At 60.1% G+C, this 14,792-nt stretch carries 13 protein-coding genes and 1 pseudogene; 12 read left to right on the top strand and 2 right to left on the bottom strand.

Annotated features, from left to right (window positions below; all coding sequences use genetic code 11):
- The first annotated feature begins 90 nt into the window (after window positions 1–90).
- Window positions 91–369 (top strand): hypothetical protein, encoded by a 279-nt coding sequence (locus BLV41_RS07135; protein WP_074711169.1) that lies wholly within the window; start codon window positions 91–93, stop codon window positions 367–369.
- Window positions 370–470: 101 nt separating this feature from the next.
- Here BLV41_RS07135 and BLV41_RS07130 read toward each other — a convergent pair whose 3' ends face one another.
- Window positions 471–1,412 carry an aldo/keto reductase gene (locus tag BLV41_RS07130; protein WP_074711168.1) on the bottom strand — a complete coding sequence of 314 codons (942 nt, stop codon included), beginning with the start codon at window positions 1,410–1,412 and terminating at the stop codon, window positions 471–473.
- A 91-nt stretch (window positions 1,413–1,503) separates the two neighbouring features.
- Here BLV41_RS07130 and BLV41_RS07125 point away from each other — a divergent pair, with 91 nt between their 5' ends.
- Both BLV41_RS07125 and mshC read left to right on the top strand, forming a co-directional pair.
- Window positions 1,504–2,340 (top strand): undecaprenyl-diphosphate phosphatase, encoded by an 837-nt coding sequence (locus tag BLV41_RS07125; RefSeq protein WP_044575861.1) that lies wholly within the window; start codon window positions 1,504–1,506, stop codon window positions 2,338–2,340.
- Window positions 2,341–2,411: 71 nt separating this feature from the next.
- Window positions 2,412–3,746, top strand: a complete 1,335-nt coding sequence (gene mshC, locus BLV41_RS07120; protein ID WP_074711167.1) for a cysteine--1-D-myo-inosityl 2-amino-2-deoxy-alpha-D-glucopyranoside ligase — start codon at window positions 2,412–2,414, stop codon at window positions 3,744–3,746.
- Between the two features lie 46 nt (window positions 3,747–3,792).
- On the opposite strand, the gene BLV41_RS07115 is transcribed toward mshC, so the two are convergent.
- Window positions 3,793–4,674, bottom strand: a complete 882-nt coding sequence (locus BLV41_RS07115) for a PAC2 family protein (RefSeq protein WP_074713161.1) — start codon at window positions 4,672–4,674, stop codon at window positions 3,793–3,795.
- Between the two features lie 106 nt (window positions 4,675–4,780).
- Here BLV41_RS07115 and BLV41_RS07110 point away from each other — a divergent pair, with 106 nt between their 5' ends.
- The 9 genes and pseudogenes from BLV41_RS07110 (at window position 4,781) to pafA (ending at window position 14,688) form a co-directional block, all read left to right on the top strand.
- Window positions 4,781–5,515, top strand: coding sequence for an HAD family hydrolase (locus tag BLV41_RS07110; protein ID WP_074711166.1), 735 nt, complete (start codon window positions 4,781–4,783; stop codon window positions 5,513–5,515).
- On the top strand, window positions 5,512–6,684 hold the full coding sequence (locus tag BLV41_RS07105; RefSeq protein ID WP_074711165.1) for a site-2 protease family protein: 1,173 nt from the start codon (window positions 5,512–5,514) through the stop codon (window positions 6,682–6,684). The genes BLV41_RS07110 and BLV41_RS07105 overlap by 4 nt, the downstream gene beginning before the upstream one ends.
- Window positions 6,685–6,815: 131 nt before the next feature.
- Complete coding sequence (locus tag BLV41_RS07100; protein ID WP_074711164.1) at window positions 6,816–7,913, top strand: tRNA (adenine-N1)-methyltransferase; 1,098 nt, start codon at window positions 6,816–6,818, stop codon at window positions 7,911–7,913.
- 171 nt (window positions 7,914–8,084) lie between these two features.
- Window positions 8,085–9,764: pseudogene (arc, locus tag BLV41_RS07095) on the top strand (proteasome ATPase); the annotation flags it as partial.
- Window positions 9,761–11,359: a depupylase/deamidase Dop gene (gene dop, locus BLV41_RS07090; protein WP_074711163.1), complete on the top strand. Its 1,599-nt coding sequence runs from the start codon at window positions 9,761–9,763 to the stop codon at window positions 11,357–11,359. The pseudogene arc and the gene dop, both read left to right, overlap by 4 nt.
- A gap of 140 nt (window positions 11,360–11,499) precedes the next feature.
- On the top strand, window positions 11,500–11,700 hold the full coding sequence (locus BLV41_RS07085; protein WP_044575880.1) for a ubiquitin-like protein Pup: 201 nt from the start codon (window positions 11,500–11,502) through the stop codon (window positions 11,698–11,700).
- Window positions 11,701–11,706: 6 nt separating this feature from the next.
- Window positions 11,707–12,522 (top strand): proteasome subunit beta, encoded by an 816-nt coding sequence (gene prcB / locus BLV41_RS07080; RefSeq protein ID WP_044575883.1) that lies wholly within the window; start codon window positions 11,707–11,709, stop codon window positions 12,520–12,522.
- A 1-nt stretch (window position 12,523) separates the two neighbouring features.
- On the top strand, window positions 12,524–13,270 hold the full coding sequence (gene prcA, locus BLV41_RS07075; protein WP_074711162.1) for a proteasome subunit alpha: 747 nt from the start codon (window positions 12,524–12,526) through the stop codon (window positions 13,268–13,270).
- Window positions 13,271–13,314: 44 nt separating this feature from the next.
- Window positions 13,315–14,688, top strand: coding sequence for a Pup--protein ligase (gene pafA, locus BLV41_RS07070; RefSeq protein WP_074711161.1), 1,374 nt, complete (start codon window positions 13,315–13,317; stop codon window positions 14,686–14,688).
- Window positions 14,689–14,792: the final 104 nt, after the last annotated feature.

Here is a 14,792-nt window from a genome sequence, read left to right as displayed (position 1 = left end):
ACTACCAAAGCTACCGCGTGCCGGCCCTGCTGAGGACCTGCACCGCAAAAGGACTTTCAAGTTCGCACGCACACTGGTACCGTCAATCGCATGAGCATTGATCCCCGCGCAGCACTGAGTGCATTGACCACAGCCTTAGAAGAACACCTCGTGGCCGCCTCCGCGCGCCGGGGTGAAGAAGACCCGATCGTAGAAGCCACTTTTCTGGGCATTATCGATGCTTTTGAGGCCTACGAGGAAGCCTTGTTTGACGCCTTTGACGAGGTGACCCCGTTGGTTATCTACGGCGAGGACGGCGAGGATATTGACGAAGATGACGAAGACGAAATCGAATCGGATGAGGAATCTGAAGCTGCCAACGAGCAGTAATAACTAGTATCTTTCGAATGAAGGTACGTCAGGCCCCTGAAGAGAGCCTGACGTACCTTTTGCTGTTCTAGCCGCCTCTTGGCGGCCGCCGCGCAAGGTGCCTAGTTGGTTTTCAGGTGAGAGACTTCGTCCAACACCGTCACAATTTGCTCCGGCAAGGGTGCCAGTGAGGACGTCAAGATTTCCTGTAATTGCCCTTGGGTTCGCGGACCCACAACGGCTCCGGAAACTCCGTGGTGTTCAAGGAGCCAACTCAGGGCAACATCCAAAGGAGAACGTCCCAAACCCTTGGCGGCCGTAATAAGTGCTTCTGTGATGCGGGCAGGACGACCCTGGAGGTACTTCTCCACGTAACCGCCCATCGTGGAACTTGCGCCCCTGGAATCACCAGGAATCTGACCGCGGTATTTGCCGGTCAACGCGCCGCGGCCCAACGGAGCCCAACACAACAGGCCAGCACCCACGTGTTCGGCCGCGGCAACTACTTCCTGCTCCACGCGCCGGGCCAACAATGAATACTCGACCTGGTTTGCCACAATAGGGGCGTCGCAAAGAGACGCGGCCCGGGCCAATTGCCAGCCGTTGTAATTGGACACGCCCGCGTACCGAACCCGTCCGCTGCTAACGGCAAATTCCAGTGCACCCAGCGTCTCTTCCAGGGGAACGTTCTCATCCCAGATGTTAGCCAGCCACAGATCCAAGTGATCGGTCCCGAGCCTCGCCAGTGATGCGTCCAACCCCGCCAGCATGGAGCGGCGCGAGGTGTCCACCATGCGCTTGCCGTGCCGGTGGCTAATTCCGGCCTTGGAGACCAGCACCACATCGCTGCGCGGCACCACATCTCCTAACAGTTCGCCCAAGATGGCTTCACTGCGTCCCTCCACATAGCTCACCGCGGTGTCCAAGGTGGTTCCGCCGGCGTCTACGAAATCTCTTAGTTGCGCCCTCGCCGTTTCGGCGTCCGTCTCACTGCCCCAGGTCATTGTGCCCAGAGTCAGGGCAGACACGCGCAGCCCGCTAGTGCCCATGAATCGTTGTTCCATAGCTGCAAGCTTACGGTGACTTCCGCCTCTCAATGCGCGTCGCGGGCACCTCTGGAAAGTTCGGGCTCAGACATGCTTTAGGCTAAAACGCGTGAACTGGTTTGAAGCAGCCTTCCTAGGCCTAGTCCAGGGCTTGACAGAATTCCTCCCGATTTCGTCTAGTGCCCATCTCTTTGTTGTCGGCAAATTCCTGCCTTCCGGCGCCGATCCTGGAGCAGCCTTTACAGCTGTCAGCCAGCTAGGCACCGAGACGGCCGTGCTGGTCTTTTTCTGGCGCGATATTGTCCGCATCATCAAGGCCTGGTGGGGCTCCCTACGGGGACGAATTCCGCGCAGCGACCCCGACGCACGCATGGGCTGGCTGGTGATCCTGGGCAGCGTGCCCATTGCCATCCTGGGCGTAGTCTTCCAAAGTCACATTGAATCCACCCTGCGCAATCTGTGGATCGTGGCCACAACATTGATCGTCTTTGGCCTCATCTTGGCCGTTGCCGACACCGTGGCCAGCCAGAAGCGGGAACTGAAAGATCTCAGCCTCAAACACGGCATCATCTTCGGATTCGCCCAAGCACTTGCGTTGATCCCCGGTGTGTCGCGGTCCGGAGGCACCATTACGGCAGGGCTCCTCATGGGATACACGCGTGAATCGGCTGCCCGCTACTCCTTTCTGCTAGCCATTCCAGCCGTGTTCGCCAGTGGCTTTTTCGAGCTCTACAAGATTCTGTCCGGGCATGAATCCGCGGGTGGGCAGTTCGGAGTCGGCGAGACCGCCCTGGCTACCGTCGTGGCCTTCGTGGTGGGTTACCTCATCATCGGCTGGTTCCTGAAGTTCATCTCCACCAAGAGTTTCCTGCCATTCGTCTGGTACCGGATCGGCTTGGGTCTCCTTCTCTATATTCTCCTCGGCACCAATGTGATCACGCCGTAAAGTCCTGGGCGTCGAGGGGTCTGGAACACGTTTCGCGCATTCCGGGTCCCTCGCCCGTTAGGCTTAGCTCTGTGAAAACTTGGAAGTCCCATGCCCTCCCTCAGCTGCCAGGCGTTATGCCGGCCATCCATCTGCATGAAACTACCGCCCAGCGCGTAGTTTTGTTGCCGGAGACAGAACCGGCCAGCCTCTACGTTTGTGGCATCACCCCTTACGACGCCACCCACATGGGCCATGCAGCCACCTACGTGGCCTTCGATCTTCTCAATCGCGCTTGGCGCGACCAGGATCGCACGGTCAATTATGTGCAAAATGTCACAGACATTGATGACCCATTGCTGGAGCGCGCCATTCGCGACGGCGTGGACTGGCAAGAGCTGGCCATCGCCCAGACCGAACTCTTCCATGCTGACATGGAAGCCCTGAACGTCCTTGCTCCCGAGCACTACATCGGTGCCGTCGAATCCATCAGCTGGATTGTTCCCGAAGTCGAAAAGCTCATCGCAGCAGGCCTTGCCTACCCGGTTGTCGGCAGCGAAGGGGAGCCCGACGGCGATATTTACTTCTCCGTGGAGGCCGCCTCGTCTGCCGCTAAGGTCAGCGGCCCCGACGCGCCCTGGTGGCTGGGACAGATTTCCGGTCTCACCCAAGAAGAAATGGTCCCCATCTTCGCCGAACGCGGCGGAGACCCCCTTCGGGCCGGCAAGCGCCACCCACTCGATGCCCTCCTCTGGCGGGTTGCCCGCGATGGCGAACCGTCGTGGGAAGGTGCCTCCTTGGGCGAAGGCCGGCCGGGCTGGCACATCGAGTGCACCGTCATTGCCCAACGCTTCCTGCCGAAGCCGTTCACGGTGCAAGGCGGCGGCAGCGATCTGGTGTTCCCTCACCACGAAATGGGCGCCGGCCACGCATTCGCGTTGGAAGACACCACGATGGCGCGCCACTACACCCATACGGGCATGGTTGGCCTCGACGGCGAAAAGATGAGCAAGTCCCGCGGAAATCTAGTCCTCGTGTCCAAGCTCCGTGCAGCCGGTGTTGAGCCTGCCGCTATCCGGTTGGCCATCCTCGCCCACCACTACCGCAGCGACTGGTTCTGGACCCAAGAATTGTTGGACGATTCCGAATACCGCCTGGAGCGCTGGCGCAAAGCCCGACACGTTGCCCCTGAAGGTTCGGCCAAGCCGTTGCTGTCGGAACTACGATCGGCACTTTCGCAGGATCTGGATGCACCCCGCGCCGTCGCAGCAATTGACGCATGGGCCACCGCGTCACTGACGGCGGCATTGGCGGCGTCAATCAACGTTCCCGTCGCCGTGGTGGACGGTGTGCCGGAGCAGGTATCTGCGCGGGACTCAGACCTGGTATCCGACGCTGTCGAGGCCTTGCTGGGCATCGAGCTGTAGAACATGTGTGGAGCCGCTGATGCGGCTCCACACATGCAAGCGGAGGCTACGGCTGTTCGTGACCGCGGCGGCGCAGATACCGTTCAAACTCGGTGGCGATCGATTCTCCTGTGGCCTCCGGAAGCTCTGCCGTGTCCTTGGCTTCTTCCAATTGCTTGACGTAAGCGGCAATTTCGGGATCGCCCGCCGCGAGGTCGTTCACGCCGCGTTCCCACGCCTGAGCGTCGTCGGCCATTTCATCTGTTGACAGCGGAACATGAAGATAGTCTTCGATCCTGTTCAGCAGCGCAAGCTCAGCCTTGGGGGAGGGGGCCTGGGCAACGTAGTGCGGCACGGCCGCCCACAGGGAAATGGTGGGCAGTCCGGCCAACAGGGCCACCTCGTTCAACACGCCCACAATCCCTATGGGGCCTTCATACTGGGAGGCTTCCAAATCCAGGCTCGCGGCGAGTTCCTCGTCGTCGCACGTTGCCGTGACGGGGAGTGGGCGGGAGTGTGGAACATCGGCCAGCAGCGAACCTACCAGCACCACGTGGCTGACATTCAAGGCTGCGGCCTTCGCGAGGATCTCGGCCGTGTAGGCGCGCCAGCGGTATGAAGGCTCAATGCCGTGGACCAGCACCACATCTATGTTGGTTCCGGGAATTGCGGCCCTGGCAATCTTGGTGACTGGCCATTTAATCTTGCGGCCGCCTGTGGACGTCAGCCGTACCTCAGGCCGGGTGAATTGAAAGTCGTAGTATTCATCGGGCTCAATGACGGCAACCCTCTTGGCGTCCCACAATCTGTGGAGGTATTTGAGCGCGTCGCTGGCGGCTTCGCCGGCGTCGTTCCAGCCCTCGAACGCGGCCAGCATGACCGTAACCCGGTCCTCGCCGGGTGCCGGTTGCAACAACGGCCCGGTTTTTCCTGATTCTCCTTGATTGATTCTGCTCACAGTCCCACACTACGGCGACTTGGCGTGTGGCACTATGCACCACGCGCGCCCGCGGCCGGTAAACGGTTGCACCTTTCACTCCACGTAGACTGGTGGCATGCTTGCTCCTTCTTCCGCTGTGAACCCTGCGACTTCGACTACCCCCGTCCTCAAGGCCGTCCTGTGGGATATGGACGGGACCCTGGTGGACACCGAGCCCTACTGGATTGCCGCCGAAATTGCCCTTGTTACCGCCCACGGCGGTTACTGGAATGAAGACATGGCCCACACCTTGGTGGGCAACGCACTTGGCGATTCCGCAAAAATTCTTCAAGGTGCCGGTGTGAAACTTTCGGTGCGCGAGATCATCGATCACCTGTCCGCTGAGGTTGTTGCCTGTATCCGCAGGGAGATTCCGTGGCGGCCAGGAGCTCGAGAATTACTCTCCGACTTGCACGGACGGGGAGTACGTTGTGCGTTGGTGACGATGAGCGAACGCGCACTCGCCACCGAGGTGGTAAATTCCCTTGAGGCTGAGTACTTTGAATTCCTTGTGACCGGTGATGAAGTCACGAACGGCAAGCCCCACCCCGAGCCGTATCTCACAGCCATTGAACTGCTACGTGAAAACGATCCGGCCATCACCGCTGCCCATTGCGCCGCGTTGGAAGATTCTGTTCCAGGGGTTGCTTCAGCAGTTGCCTCAGGTGTAGCCACGATCGCCATCCCGAACGCCGTTGAACTGGCAGAGGACGCCCGCTGGACCACCTGGGAAACCCTTGCCGGGAAGACCGGCGATGACGTCACCGACGTTATCGCCGCCCACTCCCGTTCCGCCGGGGCTGCTCTGTGAGCGGTCCTGCCCAGGGCGCCAAGACCCGTCGCGAGGGGCTGGTTCTCGGCTCGGTGCGGGGCACCCCCATTATTTTGGCCAACTCCTGGTTTCTCATCGCCACGGTCACGGTCTTGATTTTTGGACCCCAGCTGCAAAACATCTACCCGACTCTTGGCGCAGGGGCCTATGCCGTGGCCTTCGCCTATGCGCTGCTGCTACTTTTTTCGGTGCTCATGCACGAGCTGGCACACGCCGTGGCGGCCAAGATGTTTGGTTGGACAACCCACAAGATCGTCTTGAACCTGTGGGGTGGACACACCGAGTTTGATTTCAGCAAGGCAACGCCGGGCAAGGCGCTCGTCGTGGCATTTGCCGGACCAATCGCGAACTTTGTTCTCGCCGGGTTGGGCTGGCTCGTGACGTTGGGACTGCCCAACTCCGAGGCAGGACCGGTTTCCTTGGGCATGGCGATTGCCATGTTGCTGGCAAATATCTTTATCTGGGCGAACCTGCTCATCGGCTTCTTCAACGTGCTGCCAGGACTGCCCCTCGACGGGGGACGTTTGGTGGAGTCCATCGTCTGGAAATCAACGGGCAGTCAGGAAAAGGGCACGGTGGCCGCAGGCTGGGCCGGGCGGGTCATCGTCATCATCATCCTCGCCGTGGCACTGGGTGGACCGTACCTGACAGGCTCAACTCCGGATTTCACAACCTCATTCATTGTCATCCTGTTGGCCGGATTTCTGTGGATGGGAGCCACTGCATCCATCAAGGGTGCCGGCATCCGCCTGCGACTTCCAGAGATTTCAGCCGGTACCTTGGCCACTCCAGCCGTGAGCGCGTCAAGTGCGTGCACCGTGGCCCAGCTTTGGACCCTGCGGGGCGAGTACCCCAACGAGCCGATAGTGCTTTTTGGTCCCGACGGCAGGCCCGCCGCTGTGGTCGATGAGTACGCCTTGGCGCACGTACCGCCAGAGTCTGCGGCCAGCACTGCGGCCACGGCGGTGGCGCGCCAGCTCTCACAGGGAGCCTATGTGCCTGATGTAGCAGCCGGGGCAGAGCTGGTGCAGTATCTGTCACAGCTTCCGGACAGTGAGTATGCGGTGATCAACCTTGAAGGCAAGATCACCGGGCTTCTGAGCCAAGCAAAAGTGGTTGCAGCCATTACCGGCAAGCCTCTTCATTGATGGCCGACTGAGTTTTTACCGGTCCATGACATACCGGACCACAAGCAATAACCATTGCGGCCAACGTTCCCACCTGCGGACACGTTCCGGCCGTCCATATAATCTTGAGTACCAAAACGACAGGACCAGCCATGAATCACCAGGATTCCAACGCCGAGAAAACGCCCGGCGCAGCCACTTCAGCCATCAACTCCGCAGCACCACATGGGGCGGCAGCTCGCCGGGGAACGTTTAGGGCTGGGGAGCGAGTGCAGCTCACGGACGAGCGCGGCCGCATGAACACCATCACCCTGACACCGGGCACGGCCTACCACACGCACAAGGGCTTCTTGAATCACGATCTGCTCATTGGCGCCCCGGAAGGCTCCATGGTCGAGAGCAATGTTGGCCAGCAGTACCAGGCTCTGCGCCCCCTGCTCTCCGACTTTGTCCTCTCCATGCCCCGTGGTGCTGCCGTGGTGTACCCCAAGGACGCCGGCCAGATCATCACGATGGGTGATATTTACCCCGGTTCCCGTGTTGTAGAAGCCGGCGTTGGTTCCGGTGCACTTTCCATCTCGCTGCTGCGCGCAGTTGGCGACAACGGGTACCTGCACTCCTTTGAGCGCCGTCAGGAATTTGCCGATATTGCCCGTGGGAACGTAGAAACCATTTTCGGTGGACCGCACCCCGCTTGGAAGATCTCTCTCGGGGATTTCCAGGATCAGGTTGTTGCGCAGGAGGAACCTGGCAGCATCGACCGCGTTGTCCTTGACATGCTTGCCCCCTGGGAATGCCTTGACGCCGTAGCCACCGTACTGGCTCCCGGAGGTGTCTGGATCAACTATGTAGCAACGGTCACCCAGCTGTCCCGCACCGCCGAGGCCATTCGTGCCGATGGTCGCTTCACCGAGCCTGACGCCTGGGAATCCATGGTCCGCGGCTGGCACCTCGAAGGCCTGGCAGTACGCCCGGACCACCGCATGGTGGCCCACACCGGTTTCCTCATGGTGACCCGCCGTTTGGCCGATGGCGTGACGGGCATGTCGCCCAAGCGCCGCGCATCCAAGACCGATTTTGCCCAGGAAGATCTTGATGCCTGGACACCTGCGGCCGTGGGCGAGCGTTCGGTTTCGGACAAGAAATTGCGCCGCGCCGCCCGGGATGCCTCCTCTACGGTGCAGACTAAGCGAAACCAGGAACAGTCCGAGGAAACGGAAGCCCGCCACGACGGTAACGGCGACCAGTAGCACTAAGATCGGCAGTACCAGCAGGCCACGGCTGCGGAAGGATACAAGGTCATGAACGACTCAACGCACTCCACCCCCGATGAGGCGAGCGACGGCGTCGCACCTCCCTCGGTCAACCCTGTGCCCGGTACTGCCGGGGACCGTTACAGCACGGGCCCCGCGCAGCAGGCTGTGCTCGAGCGCCAGCTCAACGTCCTGCGTGATAAATCGCGCAATCTGGACCGCCAGCTTGCCTCGGCCACGCAGAACAACTCCAAGCTCGTGGCCATGTTGGAGACTGCCAAGAGCGAGATTATGAAGCTGCGTTCGGCGTTGGAGAACGACGGCGAACCTCCCTACAGCTTTGGAACCGTCCTTACGCTCAACCCGGCCCGCACAGCCACCGGTGTCAGCACAGCTGCGACCCACGAGAGTGTTGACGTCTACGCGTCCGGACGCAAAATGCGGGTAGGGCTCAGCCCATTGCTGCGGATGAATGACCTCGGCGTGGGGCAGGAAGTCCTGCTGAACGAATCGTTCACGATCATTGCCGCCCTGGGCATTGAACAGGTGGGTGAGTTGGTCACGGTGAAGGAACTGCTGGGGTCAAAGCGAGTTCTGGTGATTGGCAGGGCCGATGAGGAGCGTGTGGTTAGACTCGCCAGTGTCCTCCAGGGTGGGCTGGTCAAGGTTGGTGATGCCCTGAGCGTCGACGGACGCACAGGCTACGCCCTGGAAAAAATTCCGCGCTCGGAGGTGGAGAACCTGATCCTCGAGGAGGTCCCGGACATCTCCTACTCCGACATTGGCGGACTGGCGTCACAAATTGAGCAAATTCGGGACGCCGTGGAGCTTCCCTTCCTGCACCCGGACCTGTACCGCGAACATGGCCTAAAGCCACCCAAGGGCATTCTGCTCTACGGTCCGCCGGGGTGTGGAAAAACGCTCATCGCCAAGGCTGTTGCCAACTCGCTGGCCAAGCGAGCTGCTGAACGCTCAGGTGTGAAGGACCAGAAGAGTTACTTCCTGAACATCAAGGGTCCAGAGCTCCTGGACAAGTACGTGGGTGAAACCGAGCGGCAGATCCGGTTGATCTTCAGCCGCGCCAGGGAAAAGGCATCCGATGGCAGTGCCGTGGTGGTTTTCTTTGACGAGATGGATTCCTTGTTCCGCACCCGCGGCACGGGCGTATCCTCGGACGTTGAAACCACGATCGTCCCCCAGCTCCTTAGTGAGATTGACGGCGTCGAACGTCTTGACAACGTGATTGTCATTGGCGCATCCAACCGTGAGGACATGATCGATCCGGCGATTCTTCGTCCGGGCAGGTTGGACGTAAAGGTCAAGATTCAGCGTCCGGACGCCGAAGCGGCCGCGGACATCTTCGCCAAGTACGTCACCACCACATTGCCGTTCCATGCCGATGACCTGTCCGCAAACCATGGCAATTTGCAGGAAACTGTTGATGCCATGATTCAGCGCACCGTTGAGGCGATGTATGCAACGGACAAGTCCAACGAATATCTCGAGGTGACGTACGCCAACGGTGACACGGAGATGCTGTACTTCAAGGACTTCAACTCCGGCGCCGTGATTCAAAACGTGGTTGACCGTGCCAAGAAATACGCCATCAAGGATCTGTTGACGAGCGGCGAAAAAGGTATCCGGATTGAACACATGCTCCGCGCCGTGGTGGATGAGTTCCGTGAACATGAAGACATGCCCAACACCACCAACCCGGATGATTGGGCACGCATTTCGGGCAAGAAGGGTGAGCGCATCACCTACATTCGGACCATTGTGCAAAGTAAAGAAGGTCAAGTGCCCGGCAAGACACTGGAAACGCTGCCCAACACCGGACAGTATCTATGAGTGTTGTAAGAGTCATGGGTGCCGAGACCGAGTACGGCATCCATGCTCCGGCAACCACGTCTTTCAATGCAACGTGGTTGTCCACGCAGGTTGTGAACGCGTACTCCCGGGAGACCAATCACCGTGCGGCCGCTGGTGGCGAGACTCGATGGGACTACACGGATGAAGACCCGCTGGCTGACGCCCGCGGTTGGTCCATGCCACGGGTCGACGCGCACCCCAGCCAGCTCACGGACACCGAGCTCACAGCTGCGCAGATTGCCCTCGACGGCGGCGAAAGTGGCGACTCCTCGATCCCGCTTTTGATGAACATGGTGCTGGGAAATGGGGCGCGCCTCTACGTTGACCACGCCCATCCGGAATACTCCTCGCCAGAGGTGACGAACCCGCTCGACGCCGTTCGCTGGGATGCTGCCGGAGACTTGGTGGCGCTGGCCGCCGTGCGCCGCATCTCCGCAACACCGGGCGTCCCGGCGATTAATCTGTACAAGAACAATACGGACAATAAAGCCGTCTCATACGGCAGCCATGAGAACTACCTCATGCCGCGCGCGGTACCCTTCGCGCATATTGTGGCGGGGTTGACGCCATTCTTTGTCACTCGCGCCATCATGTGTGGTGCCGGCCGGGTCGGGATCGGTCAAGACGGCTCCGGCGCTGGCTTCCAAATCAGCCAGCGGGCTGACTTCTTTGAGGCCGAGGTAGGCCTGGAAACCACCATCCGCCGACCCATCATCAACACCCGCGACGAACCCCACGCCGTGGCGGAGAAGTATCGCCGCCTCCATGTGATCATTGGTGACGCCAACCTGGCCCAGGTGTCGAACTACCTCAAGTTCGGCACTACCGCCATTGTGCTGGACATGATTGAACACGGCACCGCGCCGGTGCTGAGATTTGCCGACCCCGTAGCCACCTTGCGCAGCGTCAGCCATGACTGGCAATTGCAAGAAACCCACCTGCTGGCCGATGGAACACGCATCAGCGCCCTCGATGTGCAATGGCTCTACCTCAACGCCGCACAGGCCCACGCCACAGCCAATGGCTCAAGCCATCCAGAAAGAGGGGACGGACACACGGCGGCGCTGCTGGCGAAATGGGAGGAGGTTCTCTCCGCACTGGGCAGCGACCCCATGAGCCTTGCCAACCAACTGGAATGGGTGGCAAAACTGAATTTGCTGCAGCAGTATCGAAGCAGGGACGACCTGGCATGGAACGATCCCCGGCTTGGACTTATTGACCTGCAATGGTCTGATATCCGTCCCGAGAAGGGGCTCTACTACAAACTTTTGCAGCACGGCCGAATGCAGCGCGTCGTCAGCGACGAATCGATTGTCCACGCCGTCCAGCAGCCGCCAGCAGATACTCGCGCCTATTTCCGGGGCCGTTGCATCCAGGAATTTGGGGCGCACGTGGTGGGTGCCAGCTGGGACTCGGTCATTTTTGAGTTGCCTGAGCTCCGCAGGCTGCAGCGCGTGTCCACCAAGGAGCCCCTGCGTGGAACGGCGGCATTGACCGCCAAGCTCTTCGATCAGAGTAATGACCTGCAGGATTTCCTAAACCATCTCTTGGCGGGCCCGGCCCGCGTTCACTAAAAGACGGCGTTCTTGTCGGCGGCGAGCATTACGGTTAGGCAGCCGATTACCGCGCCCAACGCACAATCAGGGCGCGTCCGTGGCAGGATGGGAGCAGGTACCGGTGCAGGTATCTGAGAACCAGGTTAGAAGGTTGCATCATGGCTTCACAGGAACAGAAGAACGTCTCCTCACGAACCGAAGAGGAGCAGGTCGAAGAACTGCCGCTTCCCACTCCCGCCCCGGCTGCTGCGCAGGATTCCACGTCCGGAGTTGACGATCTGCTGGATGAGATCGACGGCGTTTTGGAAGTCAACGCAGAAGAGTTCGTCCGCGGGTTCGTCCAAAAGGGCGGACAGTAAGCAGCCATGGGGGCCCACGGGAGTGACTTTCCGGCGCTGGATGCGGCTGGCTCGTCGTCGTTCTTTGACCACGTGAGCCGCAGTCATCCGGGCCTGTTGCCGTTTGCCGCCCACCTTCCGGCAGGGGCCATGCCCGCCACCCCGCACGGCACCACCATCGTGGCCCTGACGTTTGCCGGGGGCGTGTTAATGGCAGGGGACCGGCGCGCCACCATGGGTTCAATGATCGCCAACCGGCACATTGAGAAAGTCTTCCCGGCGGACCGCTATTCCGTCCTGGGAATTGCCGGCACAGCCGGTTTGGCGATCGATATTGTTCGGCTTTTCCAGGTGGAACTTGAACATTACGAAAAAATTGAAGGCACGCTGCTCAGCCTTGAAGGCAAGGCGAACCGGCTTGGCGCCATGATCCGTGCCAACCTGCCCATGGCGTTGCAGGGACTCGCGGTGGTGCCTTTGTTTGCCGGAATTGAGCCTGGTGAGCCGGCCGGACGCTTGTTCTCCTATGATGTCACGGGAGGGCGTTACGAGGAGCTCGAGCATCACAGTGTGGGTTCCGGCGCCGTATTCGCACGCGGTGCCCTGAAAAAACTCTGGCGTCCCGAGCTCAGCAGCGCCGAGGCTGTCGCCGTTGGCGTGGAGGCGCTCATTGATGCCTCAGACGATGACTCGGCCACGGGAGGTCCGGACCTGGTGCGCCAGTTGTGGCCGGTGGTCTATGTGGTGACGCACGACGGCGCCACCCGGGTTGCTCCTGACGCGTTGGCCGCCGTGGTGGAGACCATTGTGACGCGACGCACGATTGAGCGCAGGGAGGCTTAGCATGGCTCAGCAATTTTACGTTTCCCCCGAACAAGTCATGAAGGACCGGGCCGATTTTGCCCGTAAAGGGATTGCCCGGGGCAAATCAGTTGTGGTGCTTAGTTGCCTCGACGGCATTGCCTTGGTGGCCGAAAACCCTTCGCCCACACTGCATAAGATCGGCGAAATTTATGACCGAATCGCCTTTGCCGCCGTTGGAAAATACAACGAATTTGAGAGCCTGCGCCAGGCGGGGGTTCGCTACGCGGATGTACGCGGATATTCCTACGACAGGGTGGATGTGACGGCACGTGGCTTAGCCAGTGTCTACGCTCAAAGCCTGGGGACCGTGTTCACGGCCGAACAAAAACCGTTTGAGGTGGAGCTTGCTGTTGCCGAGGTGGGGGAGCGGCAAGGTGATGACCACATCTTCCGCCTCAACTTTGACGGCTCCATTTCCGATGAATCCGGCTTCCTCGCCATGGGTGGAAAGGCCGACCTGGTTCAGGCGGTCCTGGAGACGGTCTGGACACCCGGAGCCAGCCTTGGAGCGGCCCTGCGCTGGGCGGTGACCGCATTGGAATCGCCGCGGAAGGATGCTGCCGGATCTTCGGCTGCTGTGCCTCTTGAAGCCCCGCTTCTTGAGGTCGCCATCCTGGACCGCAATGCTACACGCGTGCGTGGTTCGCACAGGGCGTTCAGGAGGCTAACAGATGCCCAAGTGGCTCAAGAACTGGCGCCCGATCAACATGGCTCCCAAGACAACTAGTACCCGAATGCACAATGCTGAAAACAACTAAGGAGAAGTAACTGGTGGACCGGCGGATTTTTGGCATTGAAACTGAGTTTGGTGTGACTTTTTCGGCGCCTGGCTCGCGGCCGCTGTCACCTGAAGAAGTAGCGAGGTACCTTTTCCGAAAGGTTGTCAGCTGGGGGCGGTCCTCCAACGTTTTCCTGCCTAACGGCTCCAGGCTGTACCTGGATGTTGGGTCCCACCCGGAATACGCTACGGCTGAGTGTGATGGCATTGCCCAGCTGATCGCCCACGACCGGGCCGGGGAGCTGATCCTGCAGGAACTCGTCGAGGAAGCTCAGGGCCGCCTGCATGCCGAAGGCTATGCGGGAAAGATTTTCCTGTTCAAGAACAACGTTGATTCTGCCGGCAACTCGTACGGCAGCCATGAAAACTACTTGATCACCCGCAAGGGGGAGTTCAACAGGCTCGCCGATATCCTCATTCCGTTCCTTGTCACCCGCCAGCTCATTTCAGGTGCCGGACGGGTATTGCCAGCCCACCAGGGCGGCAAGTTCGCGTTCTCACAGCGTGCCGACCACATCTGGGAGGGCGTTTCTTCGGCCACAACCCGGTCCCGACCCATCATCAATACACGCGACGAGCCCCATGCGGATGCTGAGTTGTACCGCCGCTTGCACGTCATCGTTGGTGACTCGAATATGTCTGAAACCACCACCATGCTCAAGGTGGGAAGCGTTGACTTGATCCTGCGGATGATCGAAGCCGGAACCATCATGGCCGACATGCGCCTTGAAAACCCCATTCGGAGCATCCGTGAGATCTCGCATGACATCACGGGCAAGCACCCACTGAAAATGGCCGACGGCCGGACCATGACAGCCATCGACATCCAGCGTCACTACCTTGAAAAAGTCAGTAACTTTGTTCGCTCCCATGGCGCACACCATGACATGGTGCCGCAGATCCTTGACCTCTGGGAGCGCACCTTGGACGCGGTCGAAAGCGAGAACTACTCGGGGATCGACACGGAGATTGACTGGGCCATCAAAGCCAAGCTCCTGGGCGCCTATGCCGAGCGACACAATCTGGAATGGATCTCCCCGGAAGTGGCCCAGTTGGATCTGCGCTATCACGATATTTCCCCCGAGCGGGGTCTCTTTAATATGTTGACCCGTCGCGGCCAGACGGCCACGGTGGTAACACCGGAGGATATTGCCGCCGCTACACGGACCGCTCCAGTTACCACACGCGCTCATTTGAGAGGGAAATTCGTCAGCGCCGCCCGCGATTCGGGACGCGACTACACAGTTGATTGGGTGCACCTAAAGCTCAACGACCGCTCCCACCAAACGATTCTGTGCAAGGACCCGTTCAAGAACCAGGACCCCCGCGTGGATGAACTCATAGCTTCCCTTGGGTCCACATACTGAACTTGTCGACCAAATCAACAGCTTCCGTACAGATTCGTTCGTTAGGCTGTAGGCGGCCCACGGCTTCCCAATGCTGAATGGGCCGCGAATTATTTGCCTCATAC

The organism is Arthrobacter alpinus (genome assembly GCF_900105965.1).
Taxonomy (GTDB): Bacteria; Actinomycetota; Actinomycetes; order Actinomycetales; family Micrococcaceae; genus Specibacter; species Specibacter alpinus.
Note: the sequence above shows the minus strand (reverse complement) of the source record. Positions and strands in the feature narration are given on the sequence as shown.